General features: G+C 70.9%; 21 protein-coding genes. 15 read left to right on the top strand and 6 right to left on the bottom strand.

Annotation, left to right across the window (positions count from 1 at the left end):
* Window positions 1-57: 57 nt before the first annotated feature.
* From FFT10_RS26575 to FFT10_RS26560, 4 genes are all read left to right on the top strand, one after another.
* A complete protein-coding gene (locus FFT10_RS26575) occupies window positions 58-753 on the top strand; it encodes a thioredoxin domain-containing protein (RefSeq protein ID WP_137735912.1) in 696 nt (231 codons plus the stop codon).
* Window positions 754-803: 50 nt separating this feature from the next.
* Entirely contained in the window at window positions 804-1526 is a 723-nt protein-coding gene (locus FFT10_RS26570; protein ID WP_137735911.1) for a zinc metalloprotease, read from the top strand.
* 98 nt (window positions 1527-1624) lie between these two features.
* Window positions 1625-2485 (top strand): enoyl-CoA hydratase/isomerase family protein, encoded by an 861-nt coding sequence (locus tag FFT10_RS26565; protein WP_137735910.1) that lies wholly within the window; start codon window positions 1625-1627, stop codon window positions 2483-2485.
* A 176-nt stretch (window positions 2486-2661) separates the two neighbouring features.
* On the top strand, window positions 2662-3921 hold the full coding sequence (locus FFT10_RS26560) for a cyclic nucleotide-binding domain-containing protein (protein WP_162520938.1): 1260 nt from the start codon (window positions 2662-2664) through the stop codon (window positions 3919-3921).
* Window positions 3922-3963: 42 nt separating this feature from the next.
* On the opposite strand, the gene FFT10_RS26555 is transcribed toward FFT10_RS26560, so the two are convergent.
* Entirely contained in the window at window positions 3964-4758 is a 795-nt protein-coding gene (locus FFT10_RS26555; RefSeq protein ID WP_137735908.1) for an exodeoxyribonuclease III, read from the bottom strand.
* 9 nt (window positions 4759-4767) lie between these two features.
* Between FFT10_RS26555 and pyrE the strand changes: the two genes are divergently transcribed.
* Entirely contained in the window at window positions 4768-5466 is a 699-nt protein-coding gene (pyrE, locus tag FFT10_RS26550; protein ID WP_137735907.1) for an orotate phosphoribosyltransferase, read from the top strand.
* A 4-nt stretch (window positions 5467-5470) separates the two neighbouring features.
* Window positions 5471-6190 (top strand): DUF4124 domain-containing protein, encoded by a 720-nt coding sequence (locus tag FFT10_RS26545; RefSeq protein ID WP_228027335.1) that lies wholly within the window; start codon window positions 5471-5473, stop codon window positions 6188-6190.
* Here the strand turns inward: FFT10_RS26545 and gatB are convergent.
* The 3 genes from gatB to gatC are packed head-to-tail and all read right to left on the bottom strand — an operon-like array spanning window position 6159 to window position 9398.
* Window positions 6159-7607, bottom strand: coding sequence for an Asp-tRNA(Asn)/Glu-tRNA(Gln) amidotransferase subunit GatB (gene gatB, locus FFT10_RS26540; protein ID WP_137735906.1), 1449 nt, complete (start codon window positions 7605-7607; stop codon window positions 6159-6161). The two genes, FFT10_RS26545 and gatB, sit on opposite strands and share 32 nt — an antisense overlap.
* Window positions 7608-7611: 4 nt before the next feature.
* On the bottom strand, window positions 7612-9102 hold the full coding sequence (gene gatA, locus FFT10_RS26535) for an Asp-tRNA(Asn)/Glu-tRNA(Gln) amidotransferase subunit GatA (RefSeq protein ID WP_137735905.1): 1491 nt from the start codon (window positions 9100-9102) through the stop codon (window positions 7612-7614).
* On the bottom strand, window positions 9099-9398 hold the full coding sequence (gene gatC, locus FFT10_RS26530) for an Asp-tRNA(Asn)/Glu-tRNA(Gln) amidotransferase subunit GatC (protein ID WP_137735904.1): 300 nt from the start codon (window positions 9396-9398) through the stop codon (window positions 9099-9101). The genes gatA and gatC overlap by 4 nt, the downstream gene beginning before the upstream one ends.
* Window positions 9399-9627: 229 nt before the next feature.
* Here gatC and FFT10_RS26525 point away from each other — a divergent pair, with 229 nt between their 5' ends.
* The 6 genes from FFT10_RS26525 to FFT10_RS26500 all read left to right on the top strand — a co-directional run bounded on the left by FFT10_RS26525 (window position 9628) and on the right by FFT10_RS26500 (window position 16506).
* The gene (locus tag FFT10_RS26525) at window positions 9628-10671 is read left to right on the top strand and encodes a rod shape-determining protein (protein WP_137735903.1); all 1044 of its coding nucleotides are present in this window, start codon (window positions 9628-9630) and stop codon (window positions 10669-10671) included.
* Between the two features lie 78 nt (window positions 10672-10749).
* Window positions 10750-11724: a rod shape-determining protein MreC gene (gene mreC, locus FFT10_RS26520; RefSeq protein ID WP_137735902.1), complete on the top strand. Its 975-nt coding sequence runs from the start codon at window positions 10750-10752 to the stop codon at window positions 11722-11724.
* Window positions 11721-12242, top strand: coding sequence for a rod shape-determining protein MreD (gene mreD / locus FFT10_RS26515; RefSeq protein ID WP_137735901.1), 522 nt, complete (start codon window positions 11721-11723; stop codon window positions 12240-12242). Before mreC ends, mreD begins: the two co-directional genes overlap by 4 nt.
* A 16-nt stretch (window positions 12243-12258) precedes the next feature.
* The gene (gene mrdA / locus FFT10_RS26510; protein ID WP_137735900.1) at window positions 12259-14310 is read left to right on the top strand and encodes a penicillin-binding protein 2; all 2052 of its coding nucleotides are present in this window, start codon (window positions 12259-12261) and stop codon (window positions 14308-14310) included.
* A complete protein-coding gene (gene rodA / locus FFT10_RS26505; protein WP_137735899.1) occupies window positions 14307-15473 on the top strand; it encodes a rod shape-determining protein RodA in 1167 nt (388 codons plus the stop codon). Before mrdA ends, rodA begins: the two co-directional genes overlap by 4 nt.
* Before the next feature lie 118 nt (window positions 15474-15591).
* Window positions 15592-16506 carry an NAD(P)-dependent oxidoreductase gene (locus tag FFT10_RS26500; protein ID WP_373282607.1) on the top strand — a complete coding sequence of 305 codons (915 nt, stop codon included), beginning with the start codon at window positions 15592-15594 and terminating at the stop codon, window positions 16504-16506.
* Here FFT10_RS26500 and FFT10_RS26495 read toward each other — a convergent pair.
* Complete coding sequence (locus FFT10_RS26495) at window positions 16476-17993, bottom strand: sensor histidine kinase (protein WP_137735897.1); 1518 nt, start codon at window positions 17991-17993, stop codon at window positions 16476-16478. The two genes, FFT10_RS26500 and FFT10_RS26495, sit on opposite strands and share 31 nt — an antisense overlap.
* 47 nt (window positions 17994-18040) lie before the next feature.
* Entirely contained in the window at window positions 18041-18712 is a 672-nt protein-coding gene (locus FFT10_RS26490; protein WP_137735896.1) for a response regulator transcription factor, read from the bottom strand.
* A 207-nt stretch (window positions 18713-18919) separates the two neighbouring features.
* Between FFT10_RS26490 and recA the strand changes: the two genes are divergently transcribed.
* The 3 genes from recA to FFT10_RS26475 form a co-directional block, all read left to right on the top strand.
* Window positions 18920-19963 carry a recombinase RecA gene (gene recA, locus FFT10_RS26485; RefSeq protein ID WP_137735895.1) on the top strand — a complete coding sequence of 348 codons (1044 nt, stop codon included), beginning with the start codon at window positions 18920-18922 and terminating at the stop codon, window positions 19961-19963.
* A 48-nt stretch (window positions 19964-20011) separates the two neighbouring features.
* The gene (locus tag FFT10_RS26480) at window positions 20012-20542 is read left to right on the top strand and encodes a regulatory protein RecX (protein WP_228027334.1); all 531 of its coding nucleotides are present in this window, start codon (window positions 20012-20014) and stop codon (window positions 20540-20542) included.
* A 178-nt stretch (window positions 20543-20720) separates the two neighbouring features.
* Window positions 20721-20848 (top strand): ATP-grasp domain-containing protein (locus FFT10_RS26475; RefSeq protein WP_306446721.1); only part of this gene is annotated, 128 nt, incomplete at its 3' end.

Genomic DNA, 20848 nt, shown 5'->3' with positions numbered 1-20848 from the left:
ACACTGGCCGCCGACACCTCCCCAACGCCGGGCGGGTGCCTGACCGGAGTCCCACGCATGGCCGTCCAGACCGACCGCGCATCCAGCCCCTTGCCAGCCCCGCTGGCCGAGGCCCCGTGGCCCGAGCGCCGCCGCAGCGGCGACGGCCAGGCCGGCTGGCAGCCGCCGCAGAACAGCCTGGACGTGTTGGCGCTCGCGCAGTCGGCGCGCGACCTGCACGCCAGCAGCCATGCCACGGTGCTGGGCGCACCGGATGGTGATGTCAGCCTGGTCGCCTTCATCGACTACCACAGCCTGGCCAGCCGGCAGCTCTGTGCCAGCCTGGACCTGCTGCTGGACCAGGATGCCCAGCTGCGCGTGCTGCTGCGCCACCTGCCGCAACGCCGGCCATTCGCAGCCGAGGCGGCGCAACTGGTGCTGGGCGCGCCGCCGGGTGCGCTGGCGGCGCGCCTGCACCGCCACCTGGCGTCGCTGCCGGTGCTCGACAGCCTGGCGCTGCAGCAGACCGAGGCGCGCTTCCGCCTGATGCCGGCGCCGCTGGGCCATGCCAATGAAATCCTGGCCGATAACCAGGCGCTGGCGGCGCAGCTGGGCATCGACAGCGCGCCGGCCGTGGTGCTGGGCCACCGCCTGTGGCGCGGTCCGGTGGCGGTGGCGGTGCTGGACGATGCCCTGCTCGCCCAGCGGCGGCAGCGGCGGCCGCTGCTGCGCGGCCGGCTGTGGCCGGGGCGGGGCGGCGCGATCGGCACCTGAGCGACCCAACCGCACCCTCAAGCCACTGCCGGGCACGCCGACAACAGGGCGTGACCCCGCCGCGCCACTTCATCCCGACCGCCCGCCGCCTGGCCACCGGGCTGGCCCTGGGCCTGGCCTGCAGCCTGGGCGCACAGGCCCAGACACCGCTGCGCGAGGCGGAGATCGCCCAGTGCCTGCCCGGCGAGGTGGCCACCTGGGGCGACGGCCGCGACCGGCCGGTGGCCAACGGCGCGCTGCTGCTGGCCTACCGGCATGACGAGGCGCCGCCCTGGTTCAGCGCCGACCAGGTGCTGGCCACGGTGCAGCGCGCGGCCCAGGCCTGGTCGGCCTGCGGCATCGGCGTGCAGGTGCAGGGCCTGGCGCCTGGCGCCCGGGTGCCGCCCGGCGCGGTGCTGGTGCTGTGGAGCGATGGCGCCGCCGGCGGCAACTTCGGCCTCGCCAACCTGCGCACCTACAGCCTGGCGCTGGGGCCGGCGGCCTTCCGCACCCTGAACCAGCGCAACCCGTCCCACCCGGCGGCCGACACGCTGCAGATGGTGGTGTCGCACGAGATGGGCCACTTCTTCGGCCTGATGGCCCACTCGCGCCGCTGCGTCGACGTGATGAGCTACTACGACAACGGCCAGGGCGAACGCTGCTTCACCCGCGCCGGCGCCATGCCGCCCACCCGGGGCGACTACCGCGCCCTGCTGCCCACCGCCTGCGACATCGCCCGCTGCCGGGCGGTGAACGCCAGCGTGCTGGCGGCGGCCCTGCCGCGCCAGCCCTGAGGCCCTGCCTGGCACCCGGGTGACGCCGTGGCCGGCGGCACGCCGGTTAGTCTGACCACCCCGCCACTGCCCCGGCGCCCGCGCGCCGGCCTCGCGCCATGGACTACTCCGGCTACCAATGCCTGCGCGTCAGCCTGCGGCAGGGCGTGGCGCAGGTGCTGCTCGACAACGGCCCGGTCAACCTGCTGGACAAGCCGCTGTTCAAGGAGCTGCTGCGCCTGACCGACCAGCTGGCCGCCGACGACCGCGTGCGGGTGGTGGTGCTGGCCTCGGCCAACCCGGACTTCTTCATCGCCCACTTCGACGTCGGCCTGATCCTGCGCTTTCCCGCCGACCCGCCGGCCCCTGATGCGCCGCTGTCGCCCTTCCACCGCATGGCCGAGGCCTGGCGCACCATGCCCAAGGCCACCATCGCGGTGGTGGAGGGCCGGGTGGGCGGCGGCGGCAGCGAGATCGCGCTGAGCTGCGACATGCGCTTTGCGCTGCGCGGCAAGGCGGTGTTCAACCAGCCCGAGGTGGCGCTGGGCATCCTGCCCGGCGGCTCGGGCACGGTGCGGCTGGGCCGCCTGCTGGGCCGCGGCCGGGCGCTGGAGGTGGTGCTGGGCTGCGACGACGTGGATGCCGACCTGGCCGAAGACTGGGGCTGGGTCAACCGCACGCTCGACGCCGAGGCGCTGTGGCCGCATGTCGACCGGCTGGCCGCGCGCATCGCCAGCTTCCCGCCGCATGCGGTGGCCGCTGCCAAGGCCAGCGTGCTGCACGCCGAGCACGGTGTGGTGGCCGATCTGCAGGCCGAGGCGGCGGCCTTCCAGGGCACGCTGGCGGGGCCGGGCACGCGCGACGCGATGGAACGCTTTCTGGCCCAGGGTGGGCAGACGCCGGCCGGCGAGGGGCGGCTGGGAGCGCTGTGCGGCGAACTGCATGCGGCGGATGCGCGGGGGCGCGCCAGCGGCGCCTGACACGGCGCCGACCGGTGGCACCGTCCGCCGGCAGGACGGTGGGCACCCCACGCGCGGCAAGCCCGGCGTGCGGCTGTCAACAAATGCCGCTTTCATGCGCCAACGTGGCGCCACAGGCGGGCATGGCTCGCTTACAGTTCGTTGCTTATCGTTTTTACCATTTCAGCGATCCAGGTATGCAAGCGGCCATCTCCGAACGTGCCCGACCTGTCCCAGCGCGTGTGGCCGACCCGGCGCCGGCCGAGCGCACCAGCCCGGCGCTGCGCTTCGCCGAGCAGGGGCAGCATGCGCAGATGCGCGCCTTCGCCGGCGAGGTGCTCTACACCGCCGGCATGCCCGCGACCCACATGTACGTGGTCAAGGACGGCGAGGTCGACCTGTACCTGGTGCGCGACGAGAAGCGCACCGTCGTCGAGACGCTGCGCCGCGGGCAGTGCTTCGGCATCGAGCCGCACCAGCAGGCGCAGGTGCGCGTGCACAACGCCGCCGCCCGCACCTACTGCGAGCTGTACCTGATCGACCACGCCGCCGCCCGCGACGCGCTGGCGGCCAGCCCGACCCTGGTGCGCGGCATGATGGACACGCTCAGCGAGCGCCTGGCCGTCGCCCATGAGGTGATCGCCCGGCGCGCCAACTTCCAGCCCGACCTGCTGATCTACGCCCAGCTGCTGGCCCTGCTGGGGGCGGCGGACCTCGGCCGCCAGGGGCCACAAGCGGCGGCCCCGCGCGGGCGGGAGAGCCCGACCAACGGCATGGCCCGGCCGATGCTGCAGGAGGTCTTCACCACCGCGCGGCTGCTGTTCGGCCACTCGGACAAGCACATCCGCAGCTGCCTGGGCAAGCTCGCCGGGCTGCACCTGCTCCGCATCGACGACGAACGCGGCACCGGCAAGCAGGTGCTGTTCTCGCCGCGGGACATCGTCGCCCAGGTGCGCAAGCTGGTCGCGGGCGACGTCGACCAGGACAAGCTGAGCTACGAATACATCAGCGTCGACGAGTTCGCCGCGCTGGTGGAGGCCGAGCGGCCGCAGGTGCTGCGCAAGCTGGCCGCCAGCGAATACGCCGACGACATCTTCACCTTCCGGCGTGCCGAGGTGCTGCGCCTGCTCAACGAGAAGGGCAAGCGCTTCTTCGTCGAGCGCAAGATCAAGCAGCCGTCGGAGTTCAGCGACATCGCCGACCTGGAGTTCGCCGACACGAAGTCGATCTTCGCCGCGGTGGCGAAGGTCGACACCTTCGCGCTGGCCAAGGCGATGAGCGTGCTCGACGACGGCGTGGCCAAGGCCAAGATCCTGCAGTGCCTGTCGCAGCGCCGCCGCGCCGAGCTGGAGGCCGACCTGGCCGACCTGGGCACGGTCGACCCCGTCGAGGCGCAGCAGATCGGCCAGGCGCTGATCACCGAGGTGAAGGCGGCGATGCGGGCGAAGTCGGCCTGAGGACGGCTGGCGCCGGATGGTCGTGCGCGCGACCGCCGCCGACTACAGCTTGAAGTCGTAGTCGATCACCAGCGGCGCGTGGTCGCTGAACTTCTCGTCGGTGTAGATCGACACCGCCTTGGCCTTGGCCGCCAGCGCCGGCGTCGCCAGGTGGTAGTCCAGCCGCCAGCCCACGTTGTTGGCATAGGCCTGGCCGCGGTTGCTCCACCAGGTGTAGCAGGCGTCGGTGGCGTCGGGCTCCAGCTGGCGGTAGACGTCGACCAGGCCGCCGTCGGTCAGCAGCTTGGTCATCCAGGCGCGTTCCTCGGGCAGGAAGCCGCTGTTCTTCTGGTTGCTGCGCCAGTTCTTCAGGTCCTTCTCCTGGTGGGCGATGTTGATGTCGCCCACCAGGATGAATTCACGTTCGGCCCGCAGCGCCTGAAGGTGCGGATACACCACGTCCAGAAAGCGGAACTTGGCCGCCTGCCGGTCCTCGCCCGACGAGCCGCTGGGGAAGTAGCAGCTGATGACGCTGAGCTTGCGCTTGGGGGTGTCGTAGCGCGCCTCCACATAGCGGCCCTCGGCATCGAAGAAGGCGTCGCCGAGGCCCACCACCACGCTGCTGGGCCGCTTGCGGCTGTACAGGCCCACGCCGGAGTAGCCCTTCTTCTCGGCGAAGTGGAAGTAGCCGGGCATGCCGGCCACCGTCTCGAAGCGGTCGGCCAGGTCGGCGGCCTGGGCCTTGACCTCCTGCACCCCCATACAATCCGCGCCCGCCTGGGCTGCCCATTCCATGAAGCCCTTGTTGGCTGCTGAACGGATGCCGTTCAGGTTGAGTGTGACCAGACGAAATGCCAAGGGATCTCCATGCGCCAGACCACCGACCCGACCGGACAGCCGCCCGCCGCCGACCCGCTGGCGCAGGAATTCGTGCAGTTCGCCGTCGAGGCGGGGGTGTTGCGGTTCGGTGAATTCAAGACCAAGGCCGGGCGCCTGTCGCCCTACTTCTTCAACGCCGGCCTGTTCGACGACGGCGCCAAGCTGGGCCGTCTGGCGGGATTCTATGCACGCAGCCTGGTCGGCTCAGGCCTGCAATTCGACATGCTGTTCGGCCCCGCCTACAAAGGCATTCCGCTCGCCGCGGCGGTGGCGGTGGAGCTGGCCCGCCTGGGCCACAACCGGCCCTTCGCCTACAACCGCAAGGAGGCCAAGGACCACGGCGAGGGCGGCACCCTGGTGGGCGCGCCGGTGCGTGGCCGGGTGCTGATCATCGACGACGTGATCTCCGCCGGCACCTCGGTGCGCGAGTCGATCGCGATGATCCGCGCCGCCGGCGCCACGCCCTGCGGCGTGGCCATCGCACTGGACCGGCAGGAAAAAGCCAGCGACGGCAACACGGACAGCCCCTGGTCTGCGGTTCAATACGTGCGTGACCAACTGCACCTGCATGTGGCGTCGATCGCGACGCTGGCCGACCTGCTTCAGTATCTGCAGACCAGCAGTGCGGCCGACCTGGCCCCGCACCTGCCGCGTGTGCGCGCCTACCGCGACGCCTACGGCGTCTGAGCCCATGCGGCTGCGGACCTGTTCCTGGGCTGGCACCGCGCTGCTGGTGCTGGCCATGCCGCTGGCGCTGCCGATGGCAGCCATTGCGCAGCAGGGCAGCCGGCCGACGTCGTCCGGCATCTACACCTGTGTCGATGCCCAGGGCCGCCGGCTCACCTCCGACCGGCCGATTCCCGACTGCGTCAGCCGCGAGCAGCGGGTGCTCAACAGCGATGGCTCGGTGCAGCGGGTGGTGCCGCCCACGCTGACCGCCGAGGAGCGCGCCGAGCGCGAGGCCGCCGAGCGCCGCGCCGAGCTGGCCCGCGCCGCCCAGGCCGACGCCGTGCGCCGCGACCGCAACCTGATGGTGCGCTTCCCCGACGAGGCCTCCCACAGCAGGGCCCGCGAGGCGGCGCTGGACACGGTGCGCCTGGCGATGAAGGCCTCGGCGCAGCGGGTGAAGGAACTGGCCGCCGAGCGCAAGCCGCTGCTCGACGAGGCCGAGTTCTACCAGGGCCGCCAGATGCCGGCGCGGCTGAAGCAGCAGCTGGACGCCAATGATGCCGCCGTGGCGGCACAGAAGCAGTCGGCCGCCAACCAGGAGCTGGAGCTGGCCCGCATCAACCGGCTGTACGACAACGAGCTCGACCGCCTGCGCCGGCTGTGGGCCGGCGCGCCGGCGGGCTCGCTGCCGCCGGTGGCGCCCACCCAGGTCAGCCCAGCTTCGCCTTCAGCAAGGCGTTGACCTGGCCGGGGTTGGCCTTGCCCTTGCTGGCCTTCATCACCTGGCCGACCAGGGCGTTGAACGCCTTGTCCTTGCCGGCGCGGTATTCGTCGATCGACTTCTGGTTGTCGGCCAGCACCGCGTCGATGATGGCTTCCAGCGCGCCGGTGTCGCTCATCTGCTTCAGGCCCTTGGCCTCGATCAGCGCATCCACGCTGGTGGATTCACCGGCCCACAGTGCGTCGAAGACCTGGCGGGCGGCGTTGTGGCTGATGGTGCCGTCGGCAATGCGGCCGATCAGCGCGGCCAGGGTGCCGGCGTCCACCGGGCTGGCCGTGATGTCCCTGCCCTCGGCGTTCAGGCGCTTGCTCACCTCGCCCATCAGCCAGTTGGCCACCAGCTTGGGCTGTCTGCAGGCGTCGCGCGCGCCTTCGTAGAAGCGGGCCAGCGCCAGGCTCTGCGTCATCATCACCGCGTCGTACGCTGGCAGGCCGTCGGCCTCCTGGAAGCGCTGGGCCATCGCTGCCGGCAGCTCGGGCAGGCTGGCGCGCACCTGGTCGATCCACTCGGGCGCGATCACCAGCGGCGGCAGGTCGGGATCGGGGAAGTAGCGGTAGTCGTGCGCGTCTTCCTTGGTGCGCATCGACCGCGTCTCGCCGGTGTCGGGGTTGAACAGCACCGTGGCCTGCTGGATCGCCAGGCCGTCCTCGATCTGGTCGATCTGCCACTGGATCTCGTAGTCGATGGCCTGCTGCATGAACCGGAACGAGTTCAGGTTCTTGATCTCGCGCCGCGTGCCGAACGGCGCGCCCGGCTTGCGCACCGACACGTTGGCATCGCAGCGGAAGCTGCCTTCCTGCATGTTGCCGTCGCAGATGCCCAGCCACACCACCAGCGCGTGCAGGGCGCGGGCGTACTCCACCGCCTCGGCGCTGGAGCGCATGTCGGGCTCGGTCACGATCTCCAGCAGCGGCGTGCCGGCGCGGTTCAGGTCGATGCCGGTCTGGCCGGCATAGTCCTCGTGCAGGCTCTTTCCCGCGTCCTCTTCCAGGTGGGCACGGGTCAGCTGCACCGTCTTGCGGGCATCGCCCAGCAGGAAGCTGATGCTGCCGCCCTGCACCACCGGCGTCTCGTACTGGCTGATCTGGTAGCCCTTGGGCAGATCGGGGTAGAAGTAGTTCTTGCGGGCAAAGATCGACTGCGGCGCCACCTTGGCGCCGATGGCCAGGCCGAAGCGGATGGCCCGCTCCACTGCGGCGCGGTTCATCACCGGCAGCGTGCCCGGCAGCGCCAGGTCCACCGCGCAGGCCTGGGTGTTGGGCGCGGCGCCGAAGGCCGTGCTGGCGCCGGAGAAGATCTTGCTGACGGTCGACAGCTGGGCGTGGGTTTCCAGGCCGATGACGACCTCGTAGCCGCGGATGAGGGGTGGGTTGCTCATGGGGTCAGATCCCGGCTGGCGCCTGCTGGTGCCAATCCGTCGCTTGCTGCAAGGCATGGGCCGCATGCAGCAGCTGGCCTTCGGCGAAGTAGTTGCCGATCAGCTGCAGCCCCACCGGCATGCCGTGGGCACCGAAGCCGGCCGGCACGCTCATGCCGGGCAGGCCGGCCAGGCTGGCGGGCAGGGTGAAGATGTCGGCCAGGTAGGCCTGCAGCGGGTCGTTGCCCTGCTCGCCGATCTTCCAGGCCACGCTGGGCGCCACCGGGCCGGCGATGAGGTCGCACTGGGTGAAGCAGGCCTGGAAGTCGTCGGCGATCATGCGGCGCAGTTTCTGCGCCTGCAGGTAGTAGGCGTCGTAGTAGCCGTGGCTCAGCACATAGGTGCCGATCATGATGCGGCGCTTGACCTCGGGGCCAAAGCCCTCGGCGCGGCTCTTCTTGTACATGTCCAGCAGGTCGGCGTACTGCGCGGCGCGGTGGCCGAACTTCACGCCGTCGAAGCGGCTCAGGTTCGAGCTGGCCTCGGCTGGGGCGATGATGTAGTACACCGGGATCGACAGCTCGGTGCGCGGCAGGCTCACGTCCACCAGGGTGGCGCCCAGCGCTTCCAGCTCGGCCAGGGCGCGGCGCACGGCGGCGTCCACATCGCTGGCCAGGCCGGCGGGGAAGAATTCCTTCGGCAGACCGATGCGCAGCCCGGCCAGCGGCTTGGCGGCGCTGGCGCCTTCGCGGGCGCTCAGCATCTGCGCATGGAAATCCTGCGGCGGGCGCTGGGCGCTGGTGGCGTCGCGTTCGTCGAAGCCGCTCATCGCCGACAGCAGCAGGGCGCAGTCTTCCGCGCTGCGGGCGATCGGGCCGGCCTGGTCCAGGCTGGAGGCGAAGGCGATCATCCCGTAGCGGCTGCACACGCCATAGGTGGGCTTGATGCCGGTGGTGCCGGTGAAGCTGGCCGGCTGGCGGATGGAGCCGCCGGTGTCGGTGCCGGTGGCCGCCGGCAGCAGGCGGGCGGCCACCGCCGCGGCGCTGCCGCCCGACGAGCCGCCCGGCACCCGCGCCACATCCCAGGGGTTGTGGGCGGCGCCGAAGGCCGAGTTCTCGTTGCCCGAGCCCATCGCGAACTCATCGCAGTTCAGCTTGCCCAGGCTGATGGCGCCGGCGCTCGCCAACCGGGCGACCACGGTGGCATCGAACGGACTCTGGTAGCCCGCCAGCATCTTGCTGCCGGCGGTGGTGGGCAGGGACTGGGTGACGAAGATGTCCTTGTGGGCGATGGGCACGCCCAGCAGCGGCTCGGCATCGCCGGCGGCGCGGCGGGCATCGGCGGCCTGCGCGGCGGCGGTGGCGCCGTCGGCATCCACCTGCAGGAAGGCGCCCAGCGCCGGCTGCGCGGCGATGCGGCCCAGCAGGTGCTGCGTCACTTCGACGCTGGAGACCTGCTTGCCAGCCAGCGCGCGCGCCAGACCGGCCACGCCCAGATCATGCAGTGCGCCGCTCATTCGATCACCTTCGGCACCAGGAACAGCCCGTCCTCCACCGCTGGCGCGCTGCGCTGGTTGGCGCTGCGGTTGTCGGGCTCGGTGACCGCGTCGTCACGCAGGCGCAGCTGCACCTGCTGGATGGCCGACAGCGGTGTGTAAAGCGGCTCCACGCCGCCGGTGTCGACGGCGCTCATCTGCTCGACGATGCGGAAGAACTCGTTGAGCTGCTTGAGCATCTCGGGCGCCTCGGCAGCGGAGAGTTCAAGCCGGGCCAGGTGCGCGATGCGGCTGGTGTCCTGCGGGGTCAAGGCCATGGGGAAGAGGTGTCCGGCAGCGTGTTCCTGCAGCCAGGAACAGCGGGGTGATGGGGTATTATCTCTGGTTATCCAGAAGCCCCGGCGCCCCCGCCGGCCAGCGCCGCGCGTGCGCCGAGCGCGCCTCCAAGACCAGCCCCTACCGCCAAGCGTCCGCCAAGCTCCGGTCCTGTCGCCCGGCACCTTGGCGGCCCTTCCCGCACCGGTTGCCAGACTGTTTGACCGCCCCATGTACGGATCCCCGCGCCGCTACTTCTCCACCGACCTCGCCATCGACCTGGGCACCGCCAACACGCTGATCTATGTGCGTGGCAAGGGCATCGTGCTCGATGAGCCCTCGGTCGTCTCCATCCGCCATGAAGGCGGCCCGCAAGGCAAGAAGACCATCCAGGCCGTGGGCAAGGAAGCGAAGGCCATGCTGGGCAAGGTGCCCGGCAACATCGAGGCCATCCGGCCGATGAAGGACGGCGTGATCGCCGACTTCACCGTCACCGAGCAGATGCTCAAGCAGTTCATCAAGATGGTCCATCCGCAGAGCATCCTGCGGCCCAGCCCCCGGATCATCATCTGCGTGCCCTGCGGTTCCACCCAGGTCGAGCGCCGCGCCATCCGTGAATCGGCGCTGGGCGCCGGCGCGTCGGACGTCTACCTGATCGAGGAACCCATGGCCGCGGCCATCGGCGCCGGCCTGCCGGTCAGCGAGGCCTCGGGCTCGATGGTGGTCGACATCGGCGGCGGCACCACCGAGGTGGGCGTCATCTCGCTGGGCGGCATGGTCTACAAGGGCTCGGTCCGCGTCGGCGGCGACAAGTTCGACGAAGCCATCATCAACTACATCCGCCGCAACTACGGCATGCTGATCGGCGAGCCCACCGCCGAGATGATCAAGAAGAACATCGGTTCGGCCTTCCCCGGCAGCGAGGTGAAGGAGATCGAGGTCAAGGGCCGCAACCTCAGTGAAGGCGTGCCGCGCAGCTTCACCATCAGCAGCAACGAGATCCTCGAAGCCCTGACCGACCCGCTGAACCAGATCGTCAGCGCCGTGAAGAACGCGCTGGAGCAGACCCCGCCCGAACTGGGCGCCGACATCGCCGAGCGCGGCATGATGCTGACCGGCGGCGGCGCCCTGCTGCGCGACCTCGACCGCCTGCTGGCCGAGGAAACCGGCCTGCCGGTGCTGGTGGCCGAAGACCCGCTGACCTGCGTGGTGCGCGGCTGCGGCATGGCGCTGGAGCGCATGGAAGGCCGCGGCTCGATCTTCACCTCCGAGTAAGCCGTGACGCCTTGCCCCCCGGCCGGCGCATCACCGATGCGGCCGGCCTTTGTCATTCAGGTCAGGCACTGAGCGGCCATGGCCCTGGGCACCATCGACCGCACGCCGCCGCCGTTCTTCCGGCAGGGGCCGTCGGCGCTGACCAAGCTGGCGCTGTTCTCGGCGCTGGCGGTCTTCCTGATGGCGGCCGACACCCGCTGGCACCTGACCCAGCCGCTGCGCGCGGCGCTGGCCACGGCGCTGCTGCCGCTGCAGCAGACGCTGCAGGTGCCCGCGGTGCTGCTGGACAACGGCCTGAGCTACCTGCAGGGCATCAAGGATGCCCAGGCCCGCGAGGCCGCGGCCCGACAGCAGCTGGCCCGCCAGAGCGAGCGTGCCGCCCGCACCGAGCAGCTGGCCGCCGAGAACGAACGCCTGCGCGCCCTGCTCGAGCTGCAGCCCCAGCTGCAGGTCAGGAGCGTGGCGGCCGAGCTGCTGTACGAGGCGGGTGACCCGTACTCGCGCAAGATCTTCATCAACCGCGGCGCCCGCCAGGGCGTGGTGGCGGGTGCTCCGGTGGTCAACGAGGCCGGCGTGCTGGGCCAGGTGACCGAGGTCTACCCGCTGTCGGCGGTCGTCACGCTGCTGACCGACCGCGACGCCGCGATTCCCGTGCTCAACACCCGCACCCAGCAGCGCGGTGCGGCTTTCGGCGGTGCCGAGGGCGGCAGCGCGCTGGAGCTGCGCTTCATGGCCGGCAATGCCGATGTGCAGGCCGGCGATGCGCTGACCACCAGTGGCGTCGACGGCGTCTACCCGCCCGGCCTGCCGGTGGCCCGGGTGGCGCGGGTGGAGCGGCGCTCCGACGCCGGCTTTGCCCGCATCGTGCTGACGCCGATGGCGGCCATGGACAACCTGCGCCACATGCTGGTGCTGGAACCGCTGGCCGTGCAGATGCCGCCGCGGCCGGCCGATGCCGCGGCGTCGGCCGCCGGCACCGCCAAGAGCGGCAGCCGCGCCAGCGCCGCTGGCCGGCCTGGCCGGCCGGCCAGTGGCCAGGAGCTGCCCCGATGATCATGGCCCGCGGCACCGACCAGCTGCTGTTGCCGGTCAACCCCATCTTCATCGCGCTGACGCTGCTGGTGGCCCTGCTGCTGGAGATGCTGCCCGGCGGCCGCCACCCGGCCGCGCCCGATCTGCTGGCCCTGGTGCTGGTGTTCTGGAACGTGCACCAGCCGCGCCGCGTCGGCGTGGGCGTGGCCTTCGCCTTCGGCCTGGTGATGGACGTGCACCAGGGTGCGGTGCTGGGCCAGCATGCGCTGGCCTACACCCTGCTGAGCTACCTGGCCATCACCGTGCACCGCCGGGTGCTGTGGTTCAGCCTGCCGGCGCAGGCGCTGCATGTGCTGCCGGTGTTCTTTGCCGCGCATGCGGTGGCCATGGTGGCGCGGCTGGCCGCCGGCGGCATGTTCCCCGGCTGGACTGTGCTGCTGGCACCGGTGTTCGAGGCCCTGCTGTGGCCGCTGGTGGTGCTGCTGCTGCTGGCGCCGCAACGGCGCGCGCCCGATCCGGACAAGAATCGACCTCTCTGAAGGGCTGGCAGCATCGATGGCAGAGTTGAAGAACCTCGAACGCGACCTCGACCGGTTCAACACCCGGTTGCTGGTGGCGGCGCTGTTCGTGCTGCTGTGCTTCGGCCTGCTGGGTTGGCGCATGGTGGTGCTGCAGGTGGTGCGCCATGACGAGCTGGCGCTGCAGGCCGAGGCCAACCGCATCGCGGTGCTGCCGGTGGTGCCCAACCGCGGCCTGATCGTCGACCGCAACGGCGTGGTGCTGGCCACCAACTACTCGGCCTACACGCTGGAGATCACGCCCTCGCGGGTGCAGGGCGAGATGGACGCGGTGATCGACAGCCTGGCCGAGGTGGTGCCGATCGAGCAGCGCGACCGCCGCCGCTTCAAGCGCCTGCAGGACGAGAGCAAGCGCTTCGAATCCCTGCCGATCCGCACCAAGCTCACCGACGAGGAAGTGGCCCGCTTCACCGCCCAGCGCTTCCGCTTCCCCGGCGTGGATGTGCGGGCGCGGCTGTTCCGCAGCTACCCGGCGGGCGAGGTGGGCAGCCACCTCATCGGCTACATCGGCCGCATCAATGCCGCCGAGAAGAAGGCGATGGAGGACTGGGACGACGAGGTGCTGGCCAACTACCGCGGCACCGAAGTGATCGGCAAGCTGGGCCTGGAGCAGCGCTACGAGCAGGAGCTGCATGGCACCACCGGCTTCGAGGAGGTGGAAACCTCGGCCGGCGGCCGCGCGGTGCGGCGGCTGAAGACCCATCCCGCCACGCCGGGCAACACCCTGGTGCTGTCGATCGACATCAAGCTACAGGCGCTGGTGGAGCAGCTGTTCGGCGACCGCCGTGGCGCGCTGGTGGCCATCGACCCGCGCAACGGCGAGGTGCTGGCCTTCGTCAGCAAGCCCAGCTTCGACCCCAACCTGTTCGTCGATGGCATCGACGTCGAGAACTGGCGCGCGCTCAACGAGAGCATCGACAAGCCGCTGCTCAACCGCGCGCTGCGCGGCACCTATCCGCCGGGCAGCACCTTCAAGCCGTTCATGGCGATGGCCGCGCTCAACAGCGGCAAGCGCGGGCCCGGCACCATCGTGCACGACGGCGGCAGCTTCCACTTCGGCGGCCATGAGTTCCGCAGCCATGGCGACCACGGCCTGGGGCCGGTGGACATGCGGCGGTCCATCGTGCTGTCGAGCAACGTCTACTACTACTCGCTGGCCAACGAGATGGGCGTGGACCTGATGCACGAGCAGCTACTGCCCTTCGGCTTCGGCCGCAAGACCGACATCGACCTCGACGGCGAGGTGACCGGCCTGCTGCCCAGCACCGCCTGGAAGAAGCGCGCCTACCGCAAGCCCGAGCAGCAGAAGTGGTATGCCGGCGAGACCATCTCGCTGGGCATCGGCCAGGGCTACAACAACTTCACCATGCTGCAGCTGGCCAGCGCCACCGCCACGCTGGTGGCCGGCGGCCAGCGCTTCGAGCCGCGGCTGGTGCGCGAGATCCGCAACGTCGTCACCCAGCAGGCCACGCCGGTGGCCGGCCAGGCCCTGCCGCCGCTGGCGCTGAAGCCCGAGCATGTGGCCCTGATCATGAACGCGATGCACGGCGTCACCCAGGAGGGCACCAGCACCCGCATCTTTGCCGGCGCGCCCTACAAGACCGGCGGCAAGACCGGCACCGCCCAGGCCGTGGGCGTCAAGGCCAACGAGAAGTACAACGCATCGCGGCTGTCGGAGTTCCAGCGCGACCATTCCCTCTACAACGCCTTCGCGCCGCTGGAGTCGCCCACCGTGGCCCTGGCGGTGATCGTCGAGAACGCCGGCTTCGGCGCCACGGCTGCCGCGCCCATCGCCCGCCGGGTGTTCGACTACCTGCTGCTCGGCCAGTGGCCCAGCGAGGAGGACATGCAGGCCACGCGTGAGGGCCGCAGCGTCGCGCCCACCGGCACGCCACGCCGCGCCGAGGACGTGCCGATGTCCGAACTGGGCCTGCCGCTGCTGGCGGGTGCGTTGCCGCCCGGCGTGCAGACCACCGCCCTGGCCGCGCCGCCGGCCGCCGCCGCCGCCCCGGCGCGGGCCACGCCATGATCGCCGTCGTCGAGCGACCGTCGCTGTGGCTGCGGCTGCGGCCGGTGCTGTCCGGCTTCGACGGGCCGCTGCTGGCCGTGGTGCTGGCGCTGGCGGCGTTGGGCATGGTGACGATGTACTCGGTGGGCTATGACCACGGCACCCGGTTCGTCGACCACGGCCGCAACATGCTGATCGCGGCCGCGCTGATGTTCATCGTGGCCCAGGTGCCGCCGCAGCGGCTGATGGCCCTGGCCGTGCCGCTGTACACCCTGGGCGTGGCCCTGCTGGTGGCCACCGCGCTGTTCGGCATCACCAAGAAGGGCGCCACCCGCTGGCTGAACGTGGGCGTGGTGATCCAGCCCAGCGAGCTGCTGAAGCTGGCCACGCCGCTGATGCTGGCCTGGTGGTTCCAGAAGTGCGAAAGCCGGCAGGCCGGCCCGCTGCGCTGGCCCGACTTTGCGGTGGCCGGCGTGCTGCTGCTGGTGCCGTTCCTGCTGGTCGCCAAACAGCCCGATCTGGGCACCTCGCTGCTGGTGGCCGGCGCGGGGCTGTACGTGCTGTTCTTTGCCGGCCTGTCGTGGCGGCTGATCGTGCCGCTGGTGGTGGCCGCGGCGCTGGGGCTGGTGGCCATCGTCGTCAGTGGCGATGCGCTGTGCCAGCCCGGCGTGGACTGGCAGGTGCTGCGCGACTACCAGAAGCAGCGCGTCTGCACCCTGCTCGACCCCACCCGTGACCCGCTGGGCAAGGGTTTCCACATCCTGCAGGGCATGATCGCCATCGGCTCGGGCGGCCTCACCGGCAAGGGCTTCATGAGCGGCACGCAGACGCACCTGGAGTTCATCCCCGAGCGCACCACCGACTTCATCTTTGCCGCCTTCAGCGAGGAATTCGGCCTGGCCGGCGTGGCCGCGCTGGCGCTGGGCTTCACCGTGCTGATCCTGCGCGGGCTGTGGATCGCGGCCTCGGCACCCACAGTGTTCTCGCGCCTGCTGGCGGGTGCGCTGAGCCTGAGCTTCTTCACCTACTGCTTCGTCAACATGGGCATGGTCAGCGGCATCCTGCCGGTGGTGGGCGTGCCGCTGCCCTTCATCAGCTATGGCGGCACCGCGATGGTGACGCTGGGCGTGTCCCTGGGCATGCTGATGTCCATCGCCCGCAGCAAGGGGCTGATGCAAAGGTGACCCACCCCCGTAGCGCCTTCGGCGCTCCCCCTCAAGGGGGCGCCGCCAGCGGCCCGGCCGAGCCGGTTCCGCGGCGTCTGCTTGGCCACGCAGCCATCTGCGACCGATGATGCCGTTGGTGAGCGCACCCGTCGCGGTGGTCGGCATCGGCAACATGGGTCTGGCGATGGCGCTGCGGCTGCGGGATGGCGGCCAGCCAGTGCGGGTGCATGACATCGACCCCGAGCGCCATGCACTGGCCGCTGCGGCTGGCGCGGTGCCTGCCGCCAGCCCGGCAGCGGCGGTGGCCGGCTGTGCGGTGCTGATCGTGGCGGTGGTCGATGCGGCGCAGACCGAGGCCGTGCTGTTCGGCCCGCAGGGCGCGGCGGCCGCGTTGCCGCTGGGCGCCACCGTGCTGCTGTGCCCGACCATCGGCCCGGCCGATGTCGAAGGCTTCGCGGCCCGCCTGACCCAAGCCGGGCTGGCCTGCCTGGATGCGCCGATGTCCGGCGGCCCGGCCCGTGCCCGCGACGGCAGCATGAGCCTGATGGTGGCCGGACCGGATGCCGCCTGGTCGGCGCTGCAGCCACTGCTGCAGCACCTGGCATCCCGGCTGTTCCGCATCGGCAGCCGGCCAGGCGACGGCGCCCGCACCAAGCTGGTCAACAACCTGCTGGCGGCCACCCACCTGGCGGCATCGGCCGAAGCCATCGCGCTGGCCCAGCGGCTGGGGCTGGACGGCGCCGCCACGCTGGCGGTGGTCAACGCCTCCAGCGGCGCCAGCTGGATCGGCGCCGACCGCATGGCCCGGGCGCTGGACGGCGACTTCGCCCCGCGTGCCCACACCAGCTTGCTGGCCAAGGATTCGGCCCTGGCCCTGGCGATGGCCGCGCAGGCCGGCGTGCGGCCGCCGCTGGGCGTGTTGGCCGCGGCGCAATTCCAGGCTGCGCTGGCCGCCGGCCACGGCGGCGAGGACGATGCCCGCCTGCTGAGCCTGCTGCAGCAGCAGTTCGCCGCCGGCGATCAGCCCGCAGCCGGTGTGCCGCCGGCCTGATCGCCGGCCGGCCGGGCCAGCGCAAACCGCACGGTGAACAGCGCGCCCGGCCCCATGCCCTGGGCCGCGGCGCTGCCACGCGGCCGCGCATCGGTGATCGACAGCTCGGCGCCGTGCTGCTGCGCGATCTCCTGCACGATGGCCAGGCCCAGGCCGCTGCCGTCGACATTGGTGCCCAGCGCGCGGTAGAACGGCTGCAGCACCAGCGCGCGCTCGGCCTCGGGAATGCCGGGGCCGGTGTCCTCCACCTGCAGCACCACCACCTGGCCGAACGGGTCGTCCACCACCCGCGCCGTCACCGTGCCGCCGGCGGGGGTGTACTGCAGCGCGTTGTCCACCAGGTTGCGCACCAGCTCGCGCACCAGGGTGGGCTGGCCCATCAGCGTGCCGTGCAGGGCCTGGCCGTCATCGGGGCCCTCGTAGCCCAGGTCGATGCGCTTGTCCATGGCCTTGGGCACGAAGTCGCGCACCGTCTCGCGGGCCAGTGCCGGCAGGTCCACCGGCTCGGGCGGGCGGGCCAGGGTCTTGGCCTCGGCCCGAGCCATGGCCAGCAGCTGGTTGACCATGTGCGCCGCCCGCTCGGTGCTGTGGGCGATGTGCTGCAGGCTCTGCTTCAGCGCCCGCGGGTCCTGCTGGCCGGCGTCGATCTCGCGCTGTGCCAGCTCGGCCTGCATGCGCAGGCCGGCCAGCGGCGTCTTCAGCTGGTGCGCCGCATCAGCCAGGAAGTGCTTCTGGGTGGACATCGACTGGTCCAGCCGGCCCAGCAGGTCGTTGATCGCGCCCACCAGCGGCGCCACTTCCTCGGGCACATCGCGCTCGGCCAGCGGGCTCAGGTCATGGCTCTCGCGGCGGCGGATGCGCTGCTGCAGCTCGTTCAGCGGCTTGATGCCGCGGGCCAGCGCAAACCACACCAGCAGCACCGCCAGCGGCAGCACCACGAACTGCGGCACGATCACGCCCTTGATGATCTCGGTGGCCAGACGGGCGCGCTTGTCCAGTGTCTCGGCCACCTGCACCAGCGGCGCGGCCTCGCCCGGCACGCCGGTGGGCGGCAGCCACAGGTAGGCCACGCGCACCGCATCGGCATGCACCTCGTCGTCGCGGTATTTCAGCGTCTGTGCGGCGGCGGCGGGCTCGTCGGGCACCGGCAGGGCGCGGTCGCCGGCGATGAATTCGCCCCGCGCGCCCAGCACCTGGAAGTACACCTTGTCGGCATCGTCGGCGCGCAGCACCTCGGTGGCCACCTCGGGCAGGCGCAGCCGGATGCTGCTGGGCTGCTCCAGGCTGCCCGGCACCACCACCACCTGGCGCGCCACGGTGCGCGCCATCTCGGCCAGGTCGCGGTCGAACGGCCGGCTGGCGATGCTCTGCGCCACCAGCCAGGTCAGCGCCACGCTCATCGGCCACAGCAACAGCAGCGGCGCGAGCATCCAGTCGAGGATCTCGCCGAACAGCGAGCGTTGTTCGCGCGGGGGGTTGGCGTCCATGGCAGGCGCCTAGGATAAGGCGGCGGCCGCGCTGCGGCCCGTGCAGGCTAGCTCTGGATTTTCTCCAGGCAGTAGCCCAGCCCGCGCACCGTGGCGATGCGGATCGGCCCCTGCTCGATCTTCTTGCGCAGGCGGTGGATGTACACCTCGATGGCGTTGTTGCTGACTTCTTCGCCCCACTCGCACAGCCGCTCCACCAGCTGGTCCTTGCTGACCAGGCGGCCGGCGCGCTGCAGCAGCACCTCCAGCAGGCTCAGCTCGCGGGCCGACAGCTCGATCATCTGGTCGCTGATGTAGGCCACCCGGCCGGTGGCATCGAAGGTCAGCGGCCCGTGCTTGATCACATTGCTGGCCGTGCCCAGGCCGCGCCGGGTCAGCGCGCGCACCCGCGCCTCCAGCTCCTGCAGCGAAAACGGCTTGGCCATGTAGTCGTCGGCGCCCAGGTCCAGGCCCTTGACGCGCTGCTCCACGCTGTCGGCCGCGGTCAGGATCAGCACCGGCACCGCCGAGCCGCGGGCGCGCAGCTTGCGCAACACCTCGAAGCCGTGCATCTTCGGCAGGCCCAGGTCGAGGATCAGGCAGTCGAACTCGTGCGAGGCCAGCGCCGCATCGGCCTCGCTGCCGCTGCCCACCTGGTCCACCGCATAGCCCGAGGCGCGCAGCGCCCGCAGCAATCCGTCGGCCAGCACCTGGTCGTCTTCCGCGATCAGAATCCGCATGCTTGTCTCCAGCTGGCCGGCGCCTTCGGACGAGGCACCTGCAAGAATGTTCAATTCTAGGAAGGCCAACCCGCGCAGCCCTTGACCAACATCAAGCGCTGCACCCGGGCTTGCCCAGGGTCCCACCGTTGGGGGATGGGCCCAGAAAACACTGTACAGACATCCAGCCTGTTCTTATCATCGGCTCCCAGACACCAGGAGAGCCCCATGGACGCACCCGTGAAAGCCTTGAACACCGAAAAAGCCAAAGCCCTGGCCGCCGCCCTGTCGCAGATCGAGAAACAGTTCGGCAAGGGCTCCATCATGCGCCTGGGCGACGGTGAAGTCGTCGAGGCGATCGAGGTCGTCTCCACCGGCTCGCTGGGGCTGGACATCGCACTCGGCGTCGGCGGCCTGCCGCGCGGCCGCGTCATCGAGATCTACGGCCCGGAATCCTCGGGCAAGACCACCCTCACCCTGCAGGTGGTGGCGCAGATGCAGAAGCTCGGCGGCACCGCCGCCTTCATCGATGCCGAGCATGCGCTGGACACCGGCTATGCCCAGAAGCTGGGCGTCAACCTGCAGGAACTGCTGATCAGCCAGCCCGACACCGGCGAGCAGGCGCTGGAGATCGTCGACGCGCTGGTGCGTTCCGGCTCGGTCGACCTCGTCATCATCGACTCGGTCGCCGCCCTCACCCCCAAGGCCGAACTCGAAGGCGAGATGGGCGACTCCTTGCCCGGCCTGCAGGCGCGCCTGATGAGCCAGGCCCTGCGCAAGCTCACCGGCACGGTGAAGAAGACCAACACCATGGTCATCTTCATCAACCAGATCCGCATGAAGATCGGCGTGATGTTCGGCAACCCCGAAACCACCACCGGCGGCAATGCGCTGAAGTTCTACAGCTCGGTGCGCCTGGACATCCGCCGCACCGGCAGCATCAAGCGCGGTGAAGAAGTGATCGGCAGCGAGACCAAGGTCAAGGTCGTCAAGAACAAGGTGGCGCCGCCCTTCAAGACCGCCGAGTTCGACATCCTCTACGGCGAAGGCACCAGCCGCGAGGGCGAGGTCATCGACATGGGTGTCGAGGCCAAGATCGTCGACAAGTCCGGCGCCTGGTATGCCTACCAGGGCGAAAAGATCGGCCAGGGCAAGGACAACGCCCGCGAGTTCCTGCGCGAGAACCCCGACATCGCGCTCGAGATCGAGAACAAGGTGCGCGAGGCGCTGGGCGTGCCGCTGCAGGCCGCCGCCGTCTCGAAGGACGCTTGACGCGGCGGGCTGCGCCAGGTGCCGCCGGTTCGGCCTGCCTCGCTGAAGGTGCGCGCGCTGCAGTGGCTGGCGCAGCGTGAGCACAGCCGCCAGGAGCTGCGCGACAAACTGCTGCGCCTGCTGCAGCGCAGCGCCCGCGAGGCGGCGCGTGCGGCAGCCGGCGAAGGCGGCGCCCAACATGGGCCTGACACCGACGCAGACGTCCACGGCGACCCCGCCGTCGAAGTCGACGCGGTGCTGCAATGGCTGGAGCAGCACGGCCACCTGTCCGACGCCCGGTTCACCGAGAGCCGCGTGCATGCACGCCAGGCGCGCTTCGGCAACCGCCGCATCCAGCAGGAGCTTCAACAGCACGGCGTCACGCTCGACGCCGATGCCCGCCAGGCCCTGCAGCAGACCGAGCTGGCCCGCGCTGCCGAAGTCTGGCGCCGCAAGTACGGCGGCGCTGCGGCCGACGCCGCCGGGCGGGTGCGGCAAATGCGGTTCATGGTCGGCCGCGGGTTCTCGCCAGATGTGGTGCGGCGGGTGATCCAGGCTGGCGGGCCGGCTGTCGACGGTTCCGACACCAGCACCGACTGACGCTGGTGGGGCCGGCTGCCACGGGTTTTCCCGGGGCGGGGCATGCTAAATTGACGGGGTTTGCACGCCGTGGGCCGTGCGCCGTGCCGCAACTGGCCCGGCCAGCAGGTCCACTCTGTCCGATGGCCCGGTCCCGCAGCGGCCGGCCGCCTGTTTCTCCCCTTGCAGCGAGCCCCCCATGAAGATCCACGAATACCAGGGTAAAGAGATCCTGCGCCAGTTTGGCGTGCCGGTGCCGCGCGGCGTGCCGGCGTTCACTGTGCAGGAGGCGGTGGAGGCGGCGCAGAAGCTGGGCGGGCCGGTGTG

Source organism: Pseudaquabacterium pictum, from assembly GCF_005403045.1.
Classification (GTDB): Bacteria; Pseudomonadota; Gammaproteobacteria; order Burkholderiales; family Burkholderiaceae_C; genus Pseudaquabacterium; species Pseudaquabacterium pictum.
The sequence above is the reverse complement of the archived record's forward strand: the minus strand, read 5'-3'. Positions and strand labels throughout refer to the sequence as shown.